Origin of the sequence: Streptomyces sp. NPDC005774 (genome assembly GCF_042871645.1) — a bacterium.
Taxonomy (GTDB): domain Bacteria; phylum Actinomycetota; class Actinomycetes; order Streptomycetales; family Streptomycetaceae; genus Streptomyces; species Streptomyces pratens.
This window is the reverse complement of the sequence record NZ_JBIAIV010000004.1, coordinates 17,708-37,325: the sequence shown is the minus strand read 5'-3', so window position 1 is coordinate 37,325 and position 19,618 is coordinate 17,708. Positions and strand designations below refer to the sequence as shown.

The window sequence follows — 19,618 nt, the reverse complement described above, 5'->3', positions numbered from 1 at the left end:
GCGGGCACGGAACCCGCCCGCCGAGACCGGTGGGTGACGCTCCGTTGACCTGAGCCTGACCCGGGACCCGCCGTCACGACACCACGTCCTTGCGGGCGAAGCCGCGGAAGGCCAGCGCGAACAGTACGAGCGCGTACGTCACCGAGACCGCGGTGCCCTGGATCATGCCGGACCACTGCGGGGTCGGCTGGACCGCGTCGGCCCAGGCGAACTGCCAGTGCGCGGGCAGGAAGTGACGCCAGTCGCCGAGGGCGGTCACCTGGTCCAGGACGTTGCCGACGATGGTCAGGCCGACCGCGCCGCCGACGGCGCCCAGCGGGGCGTCGGTGCGGGTCGACAGCCAGAACGCGAGTCCGGCGGTGACCAGCTGGGACACGAAGAGGTAGCCCACGACCACCACGAGCCGCTGGGCCGCCGTGGCGGGGTCGAGCGAGCCGCCGGTGGGGATCTGCAGCGGGCCCCAGCCGTAGGCGGCCGTGCCGACGGCGAGCGCGACCACCGGCAGCAGCACCATCGCGGCGAGGCTGAGCCCCAGGCCGACGACGAGCTTGGACCACAGCAGCCGCATCCTCGGCACCGGGGCGGCGAGGAGGTAGCGCAGCGAGGACCAGCCGGCCTCCGAGGCGACCGTGTCCCCGCAGAACAGGGCGACGGGGATGACGAGGAGGAAGCCGGCCGAGACGAACAGGTTCACGGCGGCGAAGTTGGCGCCGGACGCGGTGGCCGTGTCCATCAGGGTCACCCGGCCCTCGCGGCCCTCCGGCTCGCCTCCGATGGCGAAGGCGACGGCCAGCACGAACGGCAGGGCGGCCAGGATCGCGCCCATGACGAGGGTACGGCGGCGCTTCAGCTGCCGGGCCAGTTCGACCCGCAGCGGCAGTGTGCGGCCCGCGCGGTAGCCGTCGGCCGTCTCCACCGGTTCCGCCGGCTGTCCGGGGCCGGTGGTTCCAGTGGTCCCGGCGGGCCCGCCGGCCCCGGTCCGTTCGTCGAGCGCGCTCATGCGGGACCTCCGATCATCGTGAGGAAGGCGTCTTCGAGGCGGCGGTGCGGGCCGACCGACGCCACCGGCACGTCCAGCCGTACCAGTTCGGCGACCAGGCGCGCGGCGGTGCCGTCGGCGTCGAGGCGGACCAGCAGCCCGTCGTCGGTGGGGACCGCCGAGGCGACGCCCGGCAGGGCGGCCACCTTCCCGGCGAGCGGCTCGTCCACGGGGGACCCGGTGCCGACGAGCAGGGTGTCGCCGGAGCCGACGATCTCGTGCACCGGCCCGGCCTGGACCAGCTGTCCTCGGTCCATGACGACGAGGTGGGTGCAGGACTGTTCGACCTCGGAGAGCAGATGGCTGGAGACGATCACCGTGCGTCCGGCGGCCGCGTACCGGATCATCACCTCGCGCATCTCGCGGATCTGGGGCGGGTCCAGGCCGTTGGTCGGTTCGTCCAGGATGAGCAGGTCCGGCAGGCCGAGCATGGCCTGGGCGATGGCGAGGCGCTGGCGCATGCCCTGGGAGTAGGTGCGCACCGCGCGGGCGAGGGCGTCGCCGAGGCCCGCGATCTCCAGGGCCTCCTCCATGCGGGAGTCCTCCGCCGGGCGGCCGGTGGCCTGCCAGTACAGTTCCAGGTTCTCCCGGCCGGACAGGTGCGGGAGGAAGCCCGCGCCCTCGACGAAGGCGCCGACCCGGGAGAGCACCGGCGCGCCGGGGCGGATGGCGTGGCCGAAGACGCGGATCTCGCCGTCGTCGGGCTTGATCAGGCCCATCAGCATCCGCAGGGTGGTGGTCTTGCCCGCGCCGTTCGGTCCGAGCAGGCCGAGGACCTGGCCCTTCTCCACGCGGAACGACAGGTCCCGTACGGCGTACCGGTCGGCGGACCGGGCGTAGCGCTTGCTGAGGCCGGTGATCTGCAGAGGTACGCCGGCGAGTCCGGGGTCGGGGGGCGTGGCCGTCGCGCGGCGGCGGCCGGTGAACACCAGGGCGAGGGCGGCGACGGCTCCGGCGAGCGGCAGCCACCACACCCAGGAGGGCAGCGGTGCCGCGGCGGTGGCGACCTCGGGTGCGGTGGGCACGGTGAGGTCGCCCTTCAGGGAGACCGTGTACGTCGCCGGGGCGGCCGGGGAGGCGTAGCCGAGGTCGGTGGAGGCGAGGACGAGCCGCAGGCGGTGTCCCTGCCGGACCTCGTGGTCGACGGCCGGGAACGTGACGGTGACGTCCTTGCCCGCCTTGGCGTCCTCGACCCGGACCGGCGTGACCAGCTGGGAGGGCAGTACCTGCTGCCGTCCGTCCGGGCCGACGTCGTACACCTTGCCGAAGAGGACGGCGTCGTCACCGGTCGACTTCACGTGGACGGTGGCGGTCGGCGAGCCGGTGACCCGCAGGTCGCCGGTGACCGGGGCGGACTCGAAGCGGGCGTGCTGGCCGGGGAAGTCCAGGGAGACGCCGACGCCGAGGGACGACAGCTGGGAGAGGCCGCCGGCACCGCCGAGGCCGGGCAGCGCGGAGACGGCGGGCGGACTGGCGCCGGCCGGGTTGGCGAAGCTCTGCTCGCGTCCGGCGAGCGGGAAGTCCTTCCCGCCGCCGGTCAGGCCCAGGTAGCGGTCCGCGCTCGCGCCGCTCAGCACGGCCCGCCCGTCGGTGGAGTCGACGCCTCCGGTGCGGGTGACGCGGAAGGCGGGGCCGGTGTCGGCGCCCTTGTCGTCCTTCAGGTACCGGTCGAACCAGGCCCGGGTGCGGGCGCGGACGCGGTCCGTCTCCGGTTCCCCGCCGTCGTGCCCGCCGGCGATCCAGTCGACGTCGACCGGGGCGCCGTTCGCGCGGATCGCCTTCGCGGCGGCGTCGGCGTGGCCGAGCGGGAAGAGGGAGTCGGACTGGCCCTGCATCAGCAGGGTCGGCACGTCGATGCGGTCGGCGACGGCGGACGGGGACCGTTCCTTCAGGAGCGCGACGGCCTCGGCGTCCGGGGTGCCGGACTCGGCGACCCGCTCGTACATCCGGCACAGCGCGGGCTCGAACTTCTCGCAGCCACCGCCGGAGTTGACGAAGATGCCCGCCCACAGCTTCTTGAACACGCCATTCGGGAACAGTGCTTCGGAGAGGTCGAAGTAGGTGATCGCCGGGGCGATGGCGTCCACCCGGTCGTCGTGCCCGGCGGTGAGCAGCGCGATGGCACCGCCGTAGGAGGCGCCGGCCATGCCGAGGCGCGGGTCGCCGTCCTTGTCCAGCTCGACCTCGGGCTGTTCGGCGAGCCAGTCGATGAGCCGGGAGACGTCGGCTACCTCGCCCTTCGGGTCGTTCAGCCCGATCTTCCCGGTGGACTTCCCGAAGCTGCGCGCGGACCAGGTGAGTACGGCGTACCCCTCGCGCGCGAGGTCCTCGGCCTGCTTCCGCACGTCGCTCTTGCTGCCGCCGAAGCCGTGCCCGAGCAGGACGGCGGGCCGGCGGCCGTCCGGTCCGGCGGTGAAGTACGAGGTGTCGATGCGCACTCCGTCGCCGGTCGCCACTGTCCGGTCGGCGCGGTCGACCGCGGGCACGTCGTCCGAGGCGGCGGCGGTCCAGGTACCGGCACCGGCGAGCACGACGACGGCGGCAGCGGCGGCCGCGATTCGTCGCGACCGGAGCCGTCGTGCCCCGGGCAGTCGAAGATCCATGCGTCAACCGTACGGGGTCCGTCCGTGGGTCCGACGCCGCCCGTGGGCCGAACCCGGGGACCTCCCAGCGGCGTACGCGGGGGCTCGCGCGTACTGCGTCCGTGGTAGCGGCGGGACGGCACCGGCCGGGAGCACGAGGCGATGCAGCCCTCCGGCCCGTCCGCCGACACCACGCGCGACGGCACACCAGGACGAACGGGCTGCCGGTGCGGTGCGGCAGGCCGACGGGCCGTCACGCACACCATGGGCCTTCGGACCACACCTTCCGGGTTGAAGCCCTCAGGTCAAAACCTCCGGCGCGGGGCCGTGGCGGACGGGGAGTCGTCGCACGCACTTCGCTCCTGCCAAAGCAAAGCGGCCGTCCGCGCCGGAGGTGGTCGGTGTCGGGGCCGTCAGGGGCGCCCCGGAGCGGGGACGGCGGTCGTCCCACGCGGCTCCCCTCGGTTCTAGCCGTGGAGGCGAAGCCCTGTCAATGCTTTGTCCAGACATAAGGATGAGATCTTGACCTTACGTCCCCGGAACAGGCGAACCGTCCAGGGGGAAACAGCGGGCCGACGCTCGGCCGGACGGTGCCTTCACGGCCGCCGGCCGGGCCGCGGGACGACGGGCGACCCGGGCGGATCGAGGGTTCCGGCGGGGCGGGTCAACACGGCCCACCGAAGGAGCGGCGCGCACCTTTGCTTCACTTGCGTCACAAATATCCCGCTCGTGTCACGCATGTCCCATGTGCATGGGCTTTCCGTCACGCCCGGCGCACAACGGCGCTCCACCCCCGTAAGGCGTCGTTCACGGGGCAGAACGCTGGTGATCGCCAGCGCAGCACCCGGCTCCCCCTGACGGCCGACACCTGGCCGCCTCCGTGGTGCTCGCGGGGAGGTACGACGCATGACCGACCGACGCCTGTGGTCCTACAAGGACATCGCGGCGCACATCAAGGTGCAGCCGGACACCGTCCGTTCGTACCGCAAACACGGCCTCCTACCTCCGCCCGACCACGTGGAGAACGGAAAGCCGTACTGGTACGCGGACACGGTGCGCCGCTGGGTGGCCGCCCGGCCGGGCAACCGGCCACGCCCCTGAACCCCGTCCACCCCGGACACGACGGACAACGGCTGTGCCCCACCTGCGTGGTGGGGCACAGCCGTTCAGTCGTTCCCGTCGTTCGGTCGCACCAGTCGTCCCCGTCACTCGGTCCGGTCATACGGTCGTCCGGACCGGCTCGATTGAGGATTGGGGCTCGGGCTCCGCTTTCCGGCTCCGTCTTCCGTCTTCCGTCTTCCGTCTTCCGTCTTCCGTCTTCCGTCTTCCGCCCCACCGGGTACACGGCAGCCGGCACCGATGCCATCGCCCGTGAGGCGGGCGTTTCCCCCGGCACGCCGCACCAGCCCTTCCCGAACAAGGAAGCGATCGCGGTCGAGCTGAGCGACCCCTGATGCGCGGGATGGGAGAGATCTCCGGGGAGGCCCTCGGCCCGCCGCTCCTGGATTCATACCCCCTAGGGGTATAATCTGGAAGCGGAGGCCCCGGCCCCGTGGGCCCCCTCGACCCCATACGCCTCGACGAGGAGCAAGACATGACCGTCCGGACCGACACCCAGGGCTCCGTCACCGCCGTCTACAAGGTGAGCGGCATGAGCTGCGGCCACTGCGAAGGCGCCGTCTCCGGCGAGATCTCCGAGCTCCCCGGGGTCGACTCGGTGAAGGCCGTCGCCACCACCGGCGAGGTCACCGTCGTCTCCGCGGCCCCGCTCGACGAGGAGGCCGTCCGCGCAGCCGTCGACGAGGCCGGCTTCGAGCTCGTCGGCCCCGCCTGACGCCGCCGGCGGCTCTTCCCGGCGCCAGGACGACACGCCCGAACCCGCCGGGGACACCGCGACCGCTCCGGGGCCCCTCCGGAGTCCCGGATCTGCCTGGAGTACGGACATGACCCGCACCACCGCCACCGGAACACCGATACCCGCCGACCCGGCGGGCCCGGACACCCCGACGGCCCCCACGACCTCGGAGGCCCCGCCCGCCTCCGAGGTCGAGCTGCTCATCGGCGGGATGACCTGCGCCTCCTGCGCGGCCCGCGTCGAGAAGAAGCTCAACCGCATGGACGGCGTGACCGCCACGGTGAACTACGCGACGGAGAAGGCCCGGATCGCCTACCCCGCCGGCACCGGGGTCGCCGATCTCATCGCCACCGTGGTGAAGACCGGCTACACCGCCGAGGAACCCGCTCCCCCACCGTCCCCCGCATCCGTACAGGAGTCCGCACCGGACGGGCCCGGCGGGCAGGACACCGCGCCGGCGGACCCCGGGCTCACCGCCCTGCGCGACCGGCTGACGGTCTCCGCCGTGCTCGCCCTTCCCGTCGTGCTGCTCGCGATGATCCCGCCGCTGCAGTTCGACAACTGGCAGTGGCTCTCGCTCACCCTCGCCGCCCCCGTCGTCGTCTGGGGTGCGCTGCCCTTCCACCGGGCCGCCTGGACCAACCTGCGGCACGGCGCGGCCACCATGGACACCCTGGTCTCCGTCGGCACGCTCGCCGCGTTCGGCTGGTCGCTGTGGGCGCTGTTCCTCGGTGACGCGGGCATGCCCGGCATGCGGCACCCCTTCGAGCTGACCGTCTCCCGTACCGACGGCGCCTCCATGATCTATCTGGAGGTCGCCGCCGGCGTCACCGTCTTCATCCTCCTCGGCCGCTACCTCGAGGCCCGCTCCAAGCGCCGTGCGGGCGCCGCGCTGCGGGCCCTGATGGAACTGGGCGCCAAGGACGTCGCCGTGCTCCGCGACGAGGGCGGCGGCCGGGTGCGCGAGGTGCGCGTCCCGGCGGAGCAACTGGCGGCCGGTGACCGGTTCGTCGTACGCCCCGGGGAGAAGATCGCCACCGACGGGACCGTGGTCGAGGGCTCCTCCGCCGTGGACGCGTCGATGCTGACCGGCGAATCGGTGCCGGTGGACGTCACCGTCGGCGACGCCGTCACCGGTGCCACGGTCAACGCGGGCGGCCGGCTCGTCGTCGAGGCCACCCGCGTCGGCGCCGACACCCGGCTCGCGCGGATGGCACGGGCCGTGGAGGACGCGCAGAACGGCAAGGCCGAGGTGCAGCGGCTGGCGGACCGGATCTCCGGGGTCTTCGTCCCCGTGGTGCTGTTCATCGCCGTCGGCACCTTCGGCGGATGGCTCGGCGTCACCGGCGACACCGTCGCCGCCTTCACCGCGTCCGTCGCAGTGCTGATCATCGCCTGCCCGTGCGCTCTCGGGCTGGCCACCCCGACCGCGCTCATGGTGGGTACCGGACGCGGCGCGCAGCTCGGCATCCTCATCAAGGGCCCCGAGGTCCTGGAGTCCACCCGCCGCGTGGACACCGTCGTCCTCGACAAGACCGGCACGGTCACCACCGGCCGGATGACCCTGCAGCGGGTCCACACCGCCGACGGCACCGACGAGAAGCAGCTGCTGCGGCTCGCCGGTGCCCTGGAGCACGCCTCCGAGCACCCGATCGCCCGCGCGATCGCCGCCGGCGCCGAGGAACGGGCGGGGGCGCTGCCTTCGGCCGAGAGCTTCGAGAACGTTCCGGGGCGGGGCGTACGCGGGCGCGTGGACGGCCATGAGGTGGTCGTGGGGCGGCTCGGCGGGGGTCCGGCGGGCGAGGAGGCGGGCCCCGGGCTGCCGCCGGAGCTGGAGCGGGCCCGGGACGAGGCCGAGAAGGGTGGACTCACGGCCGTCGTGGTCGGCTGGGACGGCACCGCACGCGGGGTCCTCGCCGTCGCGGACGCGGTCAAGGAGACCAGCGCGGAGGCCGTCCGGGACCTGCGCGCCCTCGGACTCACCCCCGTCCTGCTCACCGGCGACAACCGCACCGTCGCCGAGGCGGTGGGCCGGACCGTCGGCATCGACCGGGTGATCGCCGAGGTCCTGCCCGAGGACAAGGCCGCCGTCGTCCGGCAACTGCAGGAGGAGGGACGGTCAGTCGCCATGGTCGGTGACGGCGTCAACGACGCCGCCGCCCTCGCCACCGCCGATCTGGGCCTGGCCATGGGCACCGGCACCGACGCGGCGATCGAGGCCGGCGACCTGACCCTCGTCCGCGGTGATCTGCGGGTGGCGGCGGACGCCATCCGGCTGTCCCGTCGCACCCTCACGACCATCAAGGGCAACCTCGTCTGGGCCTTCGGCTACAACGTCGCCGCGCTGCCGCTGGCCGCGGCCGGCCTGCTCAACCCGATGATCGCGGGAGCCGCCATGGCCTTCTCCTCCGTCTTCGTCGTCACCAACAGCCTGCGGCTGCGCTCGTTTCATTGAGGTCTCGACTGGGATGACCCACTGGAGTCCGGTACGACATTTCACATAAGCTCTTCACAAGGCTCCCGCATCTTCCTTACTCTTGGGGCGCGTCGGTAATTCAGGGCCCTTGCGCACCTAACGGACAAATGCAAGAGACGCAGATCACAGTGACGTGAACGTAACCATCGAAGGGGTTCGAAGGTCTAAGTTGGCGATGTCGGGAAGCGTCTTGGGGGGCGCGACCTGGCATCTGGGGATGTCTTGGGGGACTTTCCCGGAGTTGCGTTGCCGGGGCACGTACGCCGGAGAGCTTTGAGCGGCCCTCCCGAGCGTGCGCGTCCCGGCAGACCGCACGAGCGCGGTGAGTTCCGCTCATCGCGCTCAAAGACAGCGATTCAGGCGCTGATCTTCACAGACGCCCGGCCGGATCCCGTGGGGGGAATCCGCACCGGGACATGGGAAGGCGCCCTGACGTCGGCCCGTGGGGGGACCGGCGCAGGGCGCCTTCTTCTTTTTTGGGGCTCGGTTCGCCGCAAGGCACCGTCGGCCCGCCACCTGCCTGCCTGCCGCACGAGACGGAACGACGGACGGCACGCCCCGAAGGGCGTGCCGTCCGTCGTCGTCATGTGCGTGCCGCGTCCGGTCAGCGCTCCTCGACCGGGATGAAGTCGCGCTCCACCACGCCCGTGTAGATCTGGCGGGGGCGGCCGATGCGGGAGCCCGGCTCCTTGATCATCTCGTGCCACTGGGCGATCCAGCCCGGCAGCCGGCCGAGGGCGAACAGGACCGTGAACATCTCGGTCGGGAAGCCCATGGCCCGGTAGATCAGGCCGGTGTAGAAGTCCACGTTCGGGTAGAGGCTGCGCGAGACGAAGTAGTCGTCGGAGAGCGCGTGCTCCTCCAGCTTGAGCGCGATGTCCAGCAGCTCGTCGGACTTGCCGAGGGCGGACAGCACATCGTGCGCGGCAGACTTGATGATCTTGGCGCGCGGGTCGAAGTTCTTGTAGACCCGGTGGCCGAAGCCCATCAGGCGGACGCCGTCCTCCTTGTTCTTCACCTTGCGGATGAAGGAGTCGACGTCGCCGCCGTCGGCCTGGATGCCCTCGAGCATCTCCAGCACCGACTGGTTGGCGCCACCGTGCAGCGGGCCCCACAGGGCGGAGATGCCGGCGGAGATCGAGGCGAACATGTTCGCCTGCGAGGAGCCGACCAGGCGCACCGTCGAGGTCGAGCAGTTCTGCTCGTGGTCCGCGTGCAGGATGAGCAGCTTGTCCAGGGCCGAGACGACGACCGGGTCGAGCTCGTAGTCCTGGGCCGGGACGGAGAAGGTCATGCGCAGGAAGTTCTCGACGTAGCCGAGGTCGTTGCGCGGGAAGACGAACGGGTGCCCGATCGACTTCTTGTACGCGTAGGCCGCGATCGTCGGAAGCTTGGCGAGCAGCCGGATGGTGGAGAGGTGGCGCTGGCGCTCGTCGAACGGGTTGTGGCTGTCCTGGTAGAACGTCGACAGCGCCGAGACGACCGACGACAGCATCGCCATCGGGTGGGCGTCGCGCGGGAAGCCCTTGTAGAAGTTCTTGACGTCCTCGTGCAGCAGGGTGTGCTGCGTGATCTCGCCCCGGAACGCGCTGAGCTCGTCAACAGTCGGCAGCTCGCCGTTGATCAGCAGGTAGGCGACCTCCGGGAAGGAGGAGCGCTCGGCCAGCTGCTCGATGGGGTACCCGCGGTAACGGAGGATGCCTCCCTCACCGTCCAGGTACGTGATCGCGGATTTGTATGCGGCGGTGTTGCCGTAACCGCTGTCCAGCGTCACCAGGCCGGTCTGGGATCGAAGCTTCCCGATGTCGAAGCCCTTGTCACCGACCGTACTGCCGATCACCGGGTAGGTGTACTCGTCGTCGCCGTACCGCAGTACTACAGAGTTGTCGCTCACGTCATCCCTCACCGACGTAGTGCCTCACCTTCGAGGTGCCCTGACTGTCTCTACCATCCCCCACTTGGCTCAGGAGAGTGCACTCGGGGTCGACCATCGGGCCTATTGGCGGCACTGAGTGCCGCCAACTTGCCCATCCTGCCTCCTGTGTTCCCCTTCCGGAAGGCCTCTGTGACGTTCCCGACTCATTTGATCGATCATTTTTCTTTCGGGAAAGGGACGAAGGGCGGCAACAACGACGGTTCAGGCGCCCGCGAGCCGGAAGTCGAGCGCCGTACAGCGCCGGCCGGCCGAGACCGTGCGCACCGCCTGCCCGATCGCCCTGCGGGAACCGACGAGGACGACCAGCCGCTTCGCCCGGGTGACCGCCGTGTAGAGCAGGTTCCGCTGGAGCATCATCCAGGCGCCGGTGGTCACGGGGATGACGACGGCCGGGTACTCGCTGCCCTGGGAACGGTGGATGGTCACCGCGTAGGCGTGGGCGAGCTCGTCCAGTTCGTCGAACTCGTACGGCACCTCCTCGTCCTCGTCCGTCAGCACCGTCAGCTTCTGGTCGACCGGGTCGAGCGAGGTGACCACGCCGACAGTGCCGTTGAAGACCCCGTTCTCACCCTTCTCGTAATTGTTGCGGATTTGGGTGACTTTGTCCCCGACGCGGAAGACCCGGCCGCCGAACCGCTTCTCGGGTAGGTCGGGCCGGCCGGGGGTGACGGCCTGCTGGAGCAGTCCGTTCAGCGTGCCGGCGCCGGCCGGGCCCCGGTGCATGGGGGCGAGGACCTGCACGTCCCGGCGCGGGTCGAGCCCGAACTTCGCCGGGATGCGGCGCGCGGCGACGTCCACGGTGAGCCGGCCCGCCTCCTCCGTGTCGTCCTCGACGAAGAGGAAGAAGTCCTTCATGCCGTCGGTGAGCGGGTGCTGTCCGGCGTTGATCCGGTGCGCGTTGGTCACCACGCCCGACTGCTGGGCCTGGCGGAAGACGCGGGTGAGGCGGACGGCGGGGACGGGACTGCCGTCGGCCAGCAGGTCCCGGAGCACCTCGCCCGCGCCGACGCTGGGGAGCTGGTCGACGTCGCCGACGAAGAGCAGGTGGGCACCGGGAGCCACCGCCTTGACCAGCTTGTTGGCCAGCAGCAGATCGAGCATGGACGCCTCGTCGACCACCACCAGGTCGGCGTCCAGCGGCCGGTCCCGGTCGTAGGCGGCGTCACCACCGGGCTTGAGCTCCAGCAGGCGGTGGACGGTGGAGGCCTCGGTGCCGGTCAGCTCCGCGAGGCGTTTGGCGGCGCGCCCGGTCGGCGCGGCGAGCACCACCTTGGCCTTCTTCGCGCGGGCCAGCTCCACGATGGACCTCACCGTGAAGGACTTGCCGCAGCCGGGGCCGCCGGTGAGGACGGCGACCTTCTCGGTGAGCGCCAGTTTGACGGCGGCCTCCTGCTCGGGGGCGAGGTCGGCGCCCGTACGCCCCTTCAACCAGGTCAGCGCCTTGTCCCAGGCGACGTCCCGGAAGCCGGGCATCCGGTCCTCACCGGTGCGCAGGAGGCGCAGCAGCTGGGCGGAGAGGGCCAGTTCGGCGCGGTGGAAGGGCACCAGGTAGACGGCGGTGACGGGGTCACCGCCCTGCGGGTCGGGGACCTTCTCCCGTACGACTCCGGGGTCCTCGCCCTCCTCCGGCTCGGCGGCCAGCTCGGCGAGGCACTCGATGACGAGCCCGGTGTCCACCTGGAGCAGCTTCACCGCGTCGGCGATCAGCTTCTCCTCGGGGAGATAGCAGTGGCCCTGGTCGGTGGCCTGCGACAGCGCGTACTGCAGACCGGCCTTGACCCGGTCCGGGCTGTCGTGCGGGATGCCGACGGACTGGGCGATCTTGTCGGCGGTGAGGAAGCCGATGCCCCAGACGTCGGACGCCAGCCGGTAGGGCTGGTTCTTCACGACGGAGATCGAGGCGTCCCCGTACTTCTTGTAGATCCGCACCGCGATCGACGTCGACACCTCGACGGTCTGGAGGAAGAGCATGACCTCCTTGATCGCCTTCTGCTCCTCCCAGGCGTCGGCGATCTTCTTCGTCCGCTTGGGTCCGAGGCCGGGGACCTCGATGAGCCGCTTGGGCTCCTCCTCGATGACGGTCAGGGTGTCCAGGCCGAAGTGCTGGGTGATGCGGTCGGCGAAGACCGGCCCGATGCCCTTGACCAGCCCGGATCCGAGGTAGCGCCGGATGCCCTGGACGGTGGCCGGGAGCAGGGTCGTGTAGTTCTCGACGTGGAACTGCTTCCCGTACTGCGGGTGCGACCCCCATCGCCCCTCCATCCGCAGCGACTCGCCCACCTGCGCCCCGAGCAGCGCCCCGACGACCGTGAGCAGGTCGGCGGCGCCCCTGCCGGTGTCGACGCGGGCGACCGTGTAGCCGTTCTCCTCGTTGGAGTACGTGATGCGCTCAAGGACGCCTTCGAGGGTGGCGAGTCGCCGTTCACCGGGGGCCGCCGCGGACTGGTTGGACATGGGTCCGACGGTACCGGTGAGGTGTGACAGGGCGCCGGGGCGTTCGGTTTCAGCGCCGGGAATCCGCTGTGAGCGCTTGGAGGAAGGGGCGAAGGCCCCCGGCGGGACGGCGGACGGAGGCCGGGAGGGCGGCCGGTCGAGCACTGTTCCCGGGTGAGCCGAGACTCGAAGGGACATCCTCAGGGGAGGCGGTGGCCCATCTTCGCCGACTGCCGGTTGTGGCCCTTCGTGTCCCACCACTCCTCCAGCAGCGCATGCACGAGGTGCACGAGCTGCCGAAGCCGTTCGGCGTCCGGGGCGGGTGAGGCGAGGACGTCCGCGAAGGAACTGTCCTCCCAGGGCAGCGTGACCGCCCAGCGTTCGCCCTCTCGCCCGGGGCGTTCCACCGTGAGCCGGTACGCCAGCACGGCGGCGCCGCCCGGGCGGTGCTCCACCGACAGATCGTCGATGTCGAACCTCATGTCGGCGTCACCGGTCGTGTACGAACGGGCGAGCGCTTGCTCGGCCGGCGTCTGAGCCACCATGCTCGCTCCCTTCCTTATCCTGGACATGAGTTTGAGATTCGACCCAGGATTCAGCACTTGGCGACGGCCCTGCTGGTCTGGTCGACCTTTTACGCCGTCAGCAGATCGGCCTTCCCGGCAGGAGTGCCGATGACGGTGCGGAACTTCTCGATGCGAGGACCGGACTTCGTGTACGTGGAGTACCCACCGCGGCCGTTGGGGTCTCCCGACCAGATGGCCGCGCTGATCTTCTTGTCCATGCTCGTGTTCCAGCCGTGACGTGCCTTGATGTGCTTCCGACCCCACGTCTTGGTGCCGCAGCGCAGTGTGCAGAACTGCGGGCCGCGGTAGTACTTGCGGACGATGTGGTTCTTGCCGTTGTTCTTGCAGGTGGCGGTGATGCTGTCGGCGGCGATCCCGACGGCCGTGCCGCCGGGATCGGACGCGGCGGACGCAGAACCGGTCGGTATCAGCAGGACCGACGCGGTGATCGCGGCGGTCAGCGTCGTGTCGACGGCGCAGGAAGCAGTGCGACGCATACTTCCCCCTTGTCAAGGGCCTCCGTGGTCAGCGGAGGCCCGGTGTTGCGACCTTGTTCCAGGCCGCGTTCACTTCAACACGTTGCGTTACGGGCCGACAAGGGGGATTTCAGCCCTGCTGGATCTTGGCAGCTCCAAGAGCCTTACGAGAGGAGCAAATCGCGAAAGCTGCGACGTGTCACTTGTACTCGGTACTCGACAGCGTTCTTCGGGCGTTCAGGTGGTGGCACGTCATACCCGGGTCGCCGCTGTGGCGGTGGGCATCTTGAGGTCACTCGGCGACGCCGACCTGCCGGGACACGACCGGTCGGACGGACGCCTTTCCGTGACCGCCCGGGTCGGCGGGTCGGATGCGGCCGCACGGATGCGATGCCGGGGCAGACGCCCGTGCCCCGGACGTGACACACCGTCCCAAAAGCGTGAGCACTTTGGCCACCACTGTCCTGATGACGCCCATTTGAGCGCTCTGGTGACACTTTCCCGCCGACTGCTCACGCTTTTCGGCACGGAACCCGTCCCCGGCCCCGCAGCGCCGGGACCGGGAGACCCTCTGCACCGCCCGACGGGACACCATCTGTCCAAGGGGCCGGGGCGGGTAGGCTCTCGCGGACGAACTCGAGCAGATGGCGGAGCCGCGCGTGATGCGAGATCTCTACAACGTTCGGTTGCGGCCCACCGAGGCCGAGGTCGGCGTCGCGCCGTTGACCGACGAGGAGGAGCAGCGCTTCCGGGCCGTGCTCTTCAGCGAACTGGGTAACAAGATCGCCGACCAGGGCTACGCGCGCTTCCCGGCGTACACGCCCGAGGACCGCCGTCGGCTGGTGGACGTCGCCCAGCGCCTCACCGCGCACTGGGGGCAGCAGGTGTTCGTCGAGGCCGAGGACCTCACCCGCCTGAGGCTCCATCTCGCGGGCCACGAGGCACGTCCGCAGACACGGCCGACGCCCTCCTGAGGCCCCACGCCGGCAACGGCTCCGCGTACGTGTCACAACTGCTTCGCCGACTCCTTGAGGTTTCGAGGAAGGGGGTGAAGGCGGCGGTGGGGAAGGTGAGGGTGGCTCGGGTGGGGATCTTAGAGTCGCGTATGGCTATCCGGGTGGGACTGTGCGCAATCTCCACGCACGAGTCGCCATCGCCCGGACCGGAATAGGACGACTTCTTCCAGTTGCCTGAGGTTTCCATGAAGCGCCTCACAGCTCCTTCGCCAACTTGTGAATGAAGTGGGCGGCGGCCGGCCCGCCGGTCGAGGCGGTGGCGAGCGGTGCGTTCCGGCCGGATCCCGGCCTTGAAGATCCCGTTCACCCGCCCCGGGAACTCTTCACGGGCTTCACGCCGGTGCTCCGGCGGTGGTCAGGAACCCGCGCATGTACCCGGCCACGGTGTCCAGGTGGCTTTCGAGCAGGAAGTGTCCGCCTCCGGGAACCAGGTGGATCTCCGCGTCCGGCAGGTCCCTCGCGAAGGCGCGCGCTCCGTCCGGGCCGAAGATCTCGTCGCCCGCTCCCCAGACCGCGAGGAGGGGAACCCGGTGTTCCCTGAAGTAGGCGTGCACCTGGGGGTAGAGGGGCGGATTGCCGGCGTAGTCGCGGAACAGGGCGAGCTGCACGAGGTCGTTGCCCGGCCGGTTGACCTCGCGGTGGTCGGTGGCCCAGGTGTCGGGATCGACCAGCTCGGGCCGGTCCACTCCGTGCAGGTACTGCCAGCGGATGGCGTCGAGCGAGAGGGCGGCACGGACGGCGGGTTCGGTCCGGGGGCCCGGATCCTCGCCGTACGCCCATACGGGCTTCCAGAAATCCGGTACGAAGCCGTCCTCGTAGGCGTTGCCGTTCTGCGTGATCACCGCGGTGATCGCGTCCGGGGTGCGCAGGGCCAGCCGCCAGCCGATGGGGGCGCCGTAGTCCTGGACGTACACGGCGTAGCGGGTGACGCCGAGCTGGGCCAGAAGGGCTTCGGTGATGTCGGTCAGGGAGTCGAAGGTGTAGGTGAACGCGTCCACGGGCGGGGCGTCGGAGTTGCCGAAGCCGAGGTGGTCGGGGGCGATGACGTGGAATCGGTCGGCCAGCGCCGGAATGAGGTGGCGGAACATGCGTGAACTGGAGGGGAATCCGTGCAGGAGCACGAGCGTGGGTGCCTCGCGGGGCCCCGCCTCGCGGTAGAAGACGCGATGTCCCCGCACCGTCGCGTACTGGTGGCGAATCTCAACCATGGCTAACCCCTTCAACGCCTTTTGATGGTTATCACTCGACGTCCAGTAGACCGCCCTTGGAGTAACCTGTCAAGCGACTTGATGGAGTTAGCCGGGAAGGTGAGGGCCGTGCTGGACGACCAAGCCCTGATGCAGGCGTTGAACAGCACCCCTGTCACGGAGGGCCGACGCCAGGACCTGTGGGACGACGACCACGAGGTGGACAGGTGGGCGCGGGAACACGGAGGCCTCGGCGGCGACGAGGAGCGCCGGTGGCTGCGCACCGCCCGGGACGCGCTCCAGGCGGTGGAGTCGGGCACGTCGGAGGAACCCCGTCTGCGCCGGGTCCTCGCGGGCGTTCACCAAGTCCCGCGGCCCAGCGCGGCGGGCGTCGAGTGGCACCTGGAGGTGCCGCCGGAGCGCAGGCTCGCCGTGGAACTCGTGCTCGCGTGGGCGGACGTCAAGGAACGCCTGCCCGGCCGTCTGCGGCCGTGCGAGAACACCGAATGCCGTCTCTTCCTCCTGGACCGCAGTCGCGCCAACACCGCACGGTGGTGCTCGATGAAGACCTGCGGGAACCGGCTCAAAGCCCGCCGGCACCAGGCCCGGGTACGGGAGACCCCGAGCCCCGAGTAGAGCGCCGGCGAGTCGGCACCCGCACGCCGGCCGGGCGTTCGCGGCAGCCGGCGAATTCGCCTGGTGATGTGTCCGCACGGGTTCGCCGGGTTGGGTCAGGTTGCGGTTTCGACGAGGCTTCCGCCCCAGGCGCGGGCGGCACGGATGCGGTCCTTGGCCTGGGCCCGCAGCCGGTGACGGGGCTCGAGCTCGGCGATCGGCCGGCCTGAAGCGCTGGTGGCGAAACAGGTCAGCCGCATGCCCTTGGGCCGGCCGTCCAGGACATCGCCGGTGAGTTCGGCGACCCAGGCGCCGGCGCGGATCTCGTCGTCCGCCTCGACGGCCACCGTCCACCCCGGGCCGTGAACGGCACAGACCGAGGCGAGCGAGGACCGCACGCGGCAGTCCGGCCTGCCCGTGTCGCCGTCGTGCGTACCCGTCCCCCTGGACCGGGCCGGGGCGGCCGGCCGGAGGGCTACTGCCACCGGCAGATGATCGACGACGTCGATCCGGCCCACCGGGCGCTTCGGATCAGGGCGGAGACCACGAAGACCCGATGCGAGCGCGTGGTTCCCTGCTCCGCGCCGACCGGCATGCTGCTGTCCAGCTGCCTCACGCACCGGAGCTGATGATCCTGACGTACTGGGCGACGGAGGCCGCGCAGCGGCTCGGCCGCTGGGGCCCGTCAGGGGCCGTGGCCCGCTTCAGGACACCAGGCCCTGACGGTAGGCGTAGACGACTGCCTGGACGCGGTCGCGGAGGCCGAGCTTCGTGAGGATGCGGGAGACGAAGGTCTTGACCGTCTCCCGGCTGATCACGAGGGCCGCGGCGATCTCGTTGTTGGAGAGGCCGTCCGCGATGAGGCGCAGGACCTCCAGTTCGCGGGGAGTCAGCGGGACGTCTGGCCCGTTGTCCTCGGTGGGGCGGATCCGGACGGCGTACCGGCCGACGAGCTGGCGTGTCACCTCGGGGTCCAGCAGTGCGGCGCCCGCCGCCACGGTCCGGATTCCGTGCAGCAGTTGGGCCGGTGGCGCGTCCTTGAGGAGGAAGCCGCTCGCGCCGGCACGGAGCGCCTCGTAGACGTATTCGTCGAGGTTGAACGTCGTCACCACGAGCACCTTGACGGGGTGCGGTACGCCGGCGCCGGCCAGGAGACGGGTGGCCGATATGCCGTCGAGCACCGGCATGCGGATGTCCATCACCACGACGTCCGGGCGGAGTTGTCCGACGAGATCGACGGCGGTTCGCCCGTCCCCGCACTCGGCCGCGACCTCGAGATCGGGCTGGGCATCGATGATCGTCGCCAGTCCGGTGCGGATCAGTACCTGGTCGTCGCAGATCAGGACGCGGATGGGCGCGGTCACGACGGGCTCCCGGCGGGTATGTGGGCGCGGACGACGAAGCCGCCGTCCTTCTGTTCCTCCGCGCTGAAGTCGCCGCCGAGGACGTCGACCCGTTCACGGAGACCGGCCAGGCCGCGCCCGCTCCCGGAGAGTCCGGGGGTCTTCGAGCCGGAGCCGTCCGTGCCGACCTCCACGGTGATCTCTCCTGAGCCGTGGCGCACCCGGACGGAAGTGCGGCTGCCGTGGGCGTACTTGAGGGCGTTCGTCAGGGACTCCTGCACTACCCGGTAGGCCACGAGGTCGGCGCTGCCGGTCGACTCGGCCGGTGTGCCCTCTTCGGTGAACTCCACGGGCTGACCGGCCCGCCGTGTCTGTTCGACGAGGGTGAGGAGCCGGCCGGCGGGTGGGGTCCTGGGCTCGGTGCTGGGCTCGGTGCTGTGGTCGGTGCTGTGGTCGGTGCCGTGGTCGGGGTTGAGCAGGTCGAGCAAGTGCCGCAGATCCGTGATGGCCCGGCGGCCGGTGTCGGTGACGGCTGTCAGGCTCTGGTCGAGGCGATCGGGGACGGCGGTCAGATAGCGGGCCGCCTCGGCCTGTACGACCATCGCCGTCACGTGGTGGGTCACCACGTCGTGGAGTTCGCGGGCGATGCGGGCGCGTTCGGCGGCGCGAGTGTCCTCGGCGACGCGGCGGCGGCGCTCGGCCTCCAGGACCCGGGTGTGACGAACCCATGACCCGACGCCCCAGGCGAGTGCCAAGGCCAGGTAGAACGTCACGAACTCGACGGGCGGTTCGCCGGGGCCGAGCCGGTGGAGCGCGACCGCCAGCGGGACGTAGGCCACGGAGGCGGCGATCGCGGTTGCCCGCCTGTGGTGTTCCAGGTGGGAGGCCACGCTCAACAGCGTGACGGGCAGCGCGATGCCGGCGAGTGAGTGGTAGCCGCGGAGCTGGTCGAGGGCGAAGCCGATCGACACCACGGCGAAGCAGAGGACGGGCCACCGCCGGCGTCCGGCGAGCGGGAGGCACTGGAGGGCGATCGCCGCGAGGGCCAGGGCGTCGAAGGGACGGGTCGGCAGGCCGCCGAGCTCCGTGCCGTTGTCGTGGTAGACCAGCGAGGCGGCGAACAGGACCGCTGCGAGCGGGACATACCAGACTGCGGCGCCCGACCGGCGCCACAGTTCCTGGATCCGCGGAAGTCCGGTCACCGGGGCAGTGTAGTGGGGGTGGCGGCGATCCGGTCGGCGCGCCGACGGGGCACCAGGTTGCCGCGCTTGCGGGCCAGCCACATGAACCCGATCGTCACCAGCACGCCGAACAGCACCGCGTACACACTGCCTTCCGGTCCGAAGTCGCCGCCGGTGACCCACTTCGGACCCGACATCACGGTGTCCAGCAGTCCCTGCGGGGTGTCGTTGCCGGAGACCTCGGCGCTGAAGATGCCGGCCTGGACGAAGTTCCAGGCGAAGTGGAGGCCGATCGGCACCCACAGCGTGCGGGTCGCGGCGTAGGCGGCGGCGAGCATGCCGCCGGCCTCGATCGCGATGGCGAGGGCGCCCCACAGGTCGGCGTTGGGGTTCAGCAGGTGCGAGAGGCCGAACAGCATTCCGGTCAGCGTCAGTGCGATCCAGGTGCCGGTGCGCTCCTCGATGATCCTGAACAGAATCCCCCGGAAGATCAGTTCCTCCGTCACGGAGGCGGCCGCCATGAATCCGACCAGTCCCACGGCGCCGGACACCGAGCCCAGGCCGTTGATCTCGTAGTGCGCGTTGACGTAGATGTTCGTGATCACGGCTCCGAACATCGCGACGCCGATCAGCATCCCCCGGCCGATCGCGGCCCCGGCACCCTTACGGGCCACTTCGGTGGCCGGGCGGTGCTCGGTCCTGCCGACCACCCATCCGTAGACGAGTACGGCGAGCACGGAGACCAGGAGTCCCAGAACGAGCTGGAGCCAGGGGTGGTTCTCCACGGCGGCGACCACCTGATAGCCGATCACGGCGACCACCACGACCGCCGACAACTGCCAGACGAACCTCATGAACGCTCCTCCTCCGGGTCCGCGGCCGGGGCGCCGCGACGCCTCGAACGCTACGGATC

16 protein-coding genes and 4 pseudogenes are annotated in these 19,618 nt (G+C 70.8%); 6 read left to right on the top strand and 14 right to left on the bottom strand.

Annotation, left to right across the window (positions count from 1 at the left end):
• Positions 1-73 precede the first annotated feature (73 nt).
• The 3 genes and pseudogenes from ACFYQA_RS05500 to ACFYQA_RS05490 form a co-directional block, all read right to left on the bottom strand.
• Positions 74-1,000 (bottom strand): ABC transporter permease, encoded by a 927-nt coding sequence (locus tag ACFYQA_RS05500; RefSeq protein WP_388911895.1) that lies wholly within the window; start codon positions 998-1,000, stop codon positions 74-76.
• The gene (locus tag ACFYQA_RS05495) at positions 997-3,642 is read right to left on the bottom strand and encodes an alpha/beta fold hydrolase (RefSeq protein WP_388911892.1); all 2,646 of its coding nucleotides are present in this window, start codon (positions 3,640-3,642) and stop codon (positions 997-999) included. The genes ACFYQA_RS05500 and ACFYQA_RS05495 overlap by 4 nt, the downstream gene beginning before the upstream one ends.
• Before the next feature lie 288 nt (positions 3,643-3,930).
• A pseudogene (locus ACFYQA_RS05490) lies at positions 3,931-4,017 on the bottom strand (5-deoxy-glucuronate isomerase); the annotation flags it as partial.
• 510 nt (positions 4,018-4,527) lie between these two features.
• On the opposite strand from ACFYQA_RS05490, the gene ACFYQA_RS05485 reads away from it, so the two are divergent.
• From ACFYQA_RS05485 to ACFYQA_RS05470, 4 genes and pseudogenes are all read left to right on the top strand, one after another.
• Positions 4,528-4,722 carry a helix-turn-helix transcriptional regulator gene (locus ACFYQA_RS05485; protein ID WP_386394876.1) on the top strand — a complete coding sequence of 65 codons (195 nt, stop codon included), beginning with the start codon at positions 4,528-4,530 and terminating at the stop codon, positions 4,720-4,722.
• A gap of 221 nt (positions 4,723-4,943) precedes the next feature.
• Positions 4,944-5,069: pseudogene (locus ACFYQA_RS05480) on the top strand (TetR/AcrR family transcriptional regulator); the annotation flags it as partial.
• Positions 5,070-5,215: 146 nt separating this feature from the next.
• The gene (locus ACFYQA_RS05475) at positions 5,216-5,455 is read left to right on the top strand and encodes a heavy-metal-associated domain-containing protein (protein ID WP_386394875.1); all 240 of its coding nucleotides are present in this window, start codon (positions 5,216-5,218) and stop codon (positions 5,453-5,455) included.
• 109 nt (positions 5,456-5,564) lie between these two features.
• Entirely contained in the window at positions 5,565-7,931 is a 2,367-nt protein-coding gene (locus ACFYQA_RS05470) for a heavy metal translocating P-type ATPase (protein ID WP_388911887.1), read from the top strand.
• Between the two features lie 625 nt (positions 7,932-8,556).
• Here the strand turns inward: ACFYQA_RS05470 and ACFYQA_RS05465 are convergent.
• The 4 genes from ACFYQA_RS05465 to ACFYQA_RS05450 form a co-directional block, all read right to left on the bottom strand.
• Positions 8,557-9,846 carry a citrate synthase gene (locus ACFYQA_RS05465; RefSeq protein WP_388911884.1) on the bottom strand — a complete coding sequence of 430 codons (1,290 nt, stop codon included), beginning with the start codon at positions 9,844-9,846 and terminating at the stop codon, positions 8,557-8,559.
• Between the two features lie 243 nt (positions 9,847-10,089).
• Positions 10,090-12,342: an ATP-dependent RecD-like DNA helicase gene (locus ACFYQA_RS05460; RefSeq protein WP_388911881.1), complete on the bottom strand. Its 2,253-nt coding sequence runs from the start codon at positions 12,340-12,342 to the stop codon at positions 10,090-10,092.
• 179 nt (positions 12,343-12,521) lie between these two features.
• Complete coding sequence (locus tag ACFYQA_RS05455) at positions 12,522-12,866, bottom strand: hypothetical protein (protein ID WP_388911878.1); 345 nt, start codon at positions 12,864-12,866, stop codon at positions 12,522-12,524.
• 89 nt (positions 12,867-12,955) lie between these two features.
• The gene (locus tag ACFYQA_RS05450) at positions 12,956-13,384 is read right to left on the bottom strand and encodes a hypothetical protein (protein WP_388911875.1); all 429 of its coding nucleotides are present in this window, start codon (positions 13,382-13,384) and stop codon (positions 12,956-12,958) included.
• Between the two features lie 641 nt (positions 13,385-14,025).
• On the opposite strand from ACFYQA_RS05450, the gene ACFYQA_RS05445 reads away from it, so the two are divergent.
• The gene (locus ACFYQA_RS05445; RefSeq protein ID WP_388911872.1) at positions 14,026-14,337 is read left to right on the top strand and encodes a hypothetical protein; all 312 of its coding nucleotides are present in this window, start codon (positions 14,026-14,028) and stop codon (positions 14,335-14,337) included.
• Positions 14,338-14,386: 49 nt separating this feature from the next.
• Here ACFYQA_RS05445 and ACFYQA_RS05440 read toward each other — a convergent pair.
• Positions 14,387-14,566: pseudogene (locus ACFYQA_RS05440) on the bottom strand (DUF397 domain-containing protein); the annotation flags it as partial.
• A gap of 145 nt (positions 14,567-14,711) precedes the next feature.
• Positions 14,712-15,587, bottom strand: a complete 876-nt coding sequence (locus ACFYQA_RS05435) for an alpha/beta fold hydrolase (protein WP_388911870.1) — start codon at positions 15,585-15,587, stop codon at positions 14,712-14,714.
• A 108-nt stretch (positions 15,588-15,695) separates the two neighbouring features.
• Here ACFYQA_RS05435 and ACFYQA_RS05430 point away from each other — a divergent pair, with 108 nt between their 5' ends.
• Positions 15,696-16,202 carry a CGNR zinc finger domain-containing protein gene (locus ACFYQA_RS05430; RefSeq protein WP_388911867.1) on the top strand — a complete coding sequence of 169 codons (507 nt, stop codon included), beginning with the start codon at positions 15,696-15,698 and terminating at the stop codon, positions 16,200-16,202.
• A gap of 122 nt (positions 16,203-16,324) precedes the next feature.
• Here ACFYQA_RS05430 and ACFYQA_RS05425 read toward each other — a convergent pair.
• From ACFYQA_RS05425 to ACFYQA_RS05405, 5 genes and pseudogenes are all read right to left on the bottom strand, one after another.
• A pseudogene (locus ACFYQA_RS05425) lies at positions 16,325-16,534 on the bottom strand (IS1380 family transposase); the annotation flags it as partial.
• Positions 16,535-16,656: 122 nt separating this feature from the next.
• Positions 16,657-16,797 (bottom strand): hypothetical protein, encoded by a 141-nt coding sequence (locus ACFYQA_RS05420; protein ID WP_388911864.1) that lies wholly within the window; start codon positions 16,795-16,797, stop codon positions 16,657-16,659.
• A gap of 88 nt (positions 16,798-16,885) precedes the next feature.
• Positions 16,886-17,545: a response regulator gene (locus tag ACFYQA_RS05415; RefSeq protein ID WP_388911861.1), complete on the bottom strand. Its 660-nt coding sequence runs from the start codon at positions 17,543-17,545 to the stop codon at positions 16,886-16,888.
• Positions 17,542-18,726 (bottom strand): sensor histidine kinase, encoded by a 1,185-nt coding sequence (locus tag ACFYQA_RS05410; RefSeq protein WP_388911858.1) that lies wholly within the window; start codon positions 18,724-18,726, stop codon positions 17,542-17,544. Before ACFYQA_RS05410 ends, ACFYQA_RS05415 begins: the two co-directional genes overlap by 4 nt.
• Positions 18,723-19,559: a CPBP family intramembrane glutamic endopeptidase gene (locus ACFYQA_RS05405; protein WP_388911855.1), complete on the bottom strand. Its 837-nt coding sequence runs from the start codon at positions 19,557-19,559 to the stop codon at positions 18,723-18,725. Before ACFYQA_RS05405 ends, ACFYQA_RS05410 begins: the two co-directional genes overlap by 4 nt.
• Positions 19,560-19,618 lie beyond the last annotated feature (59 nt).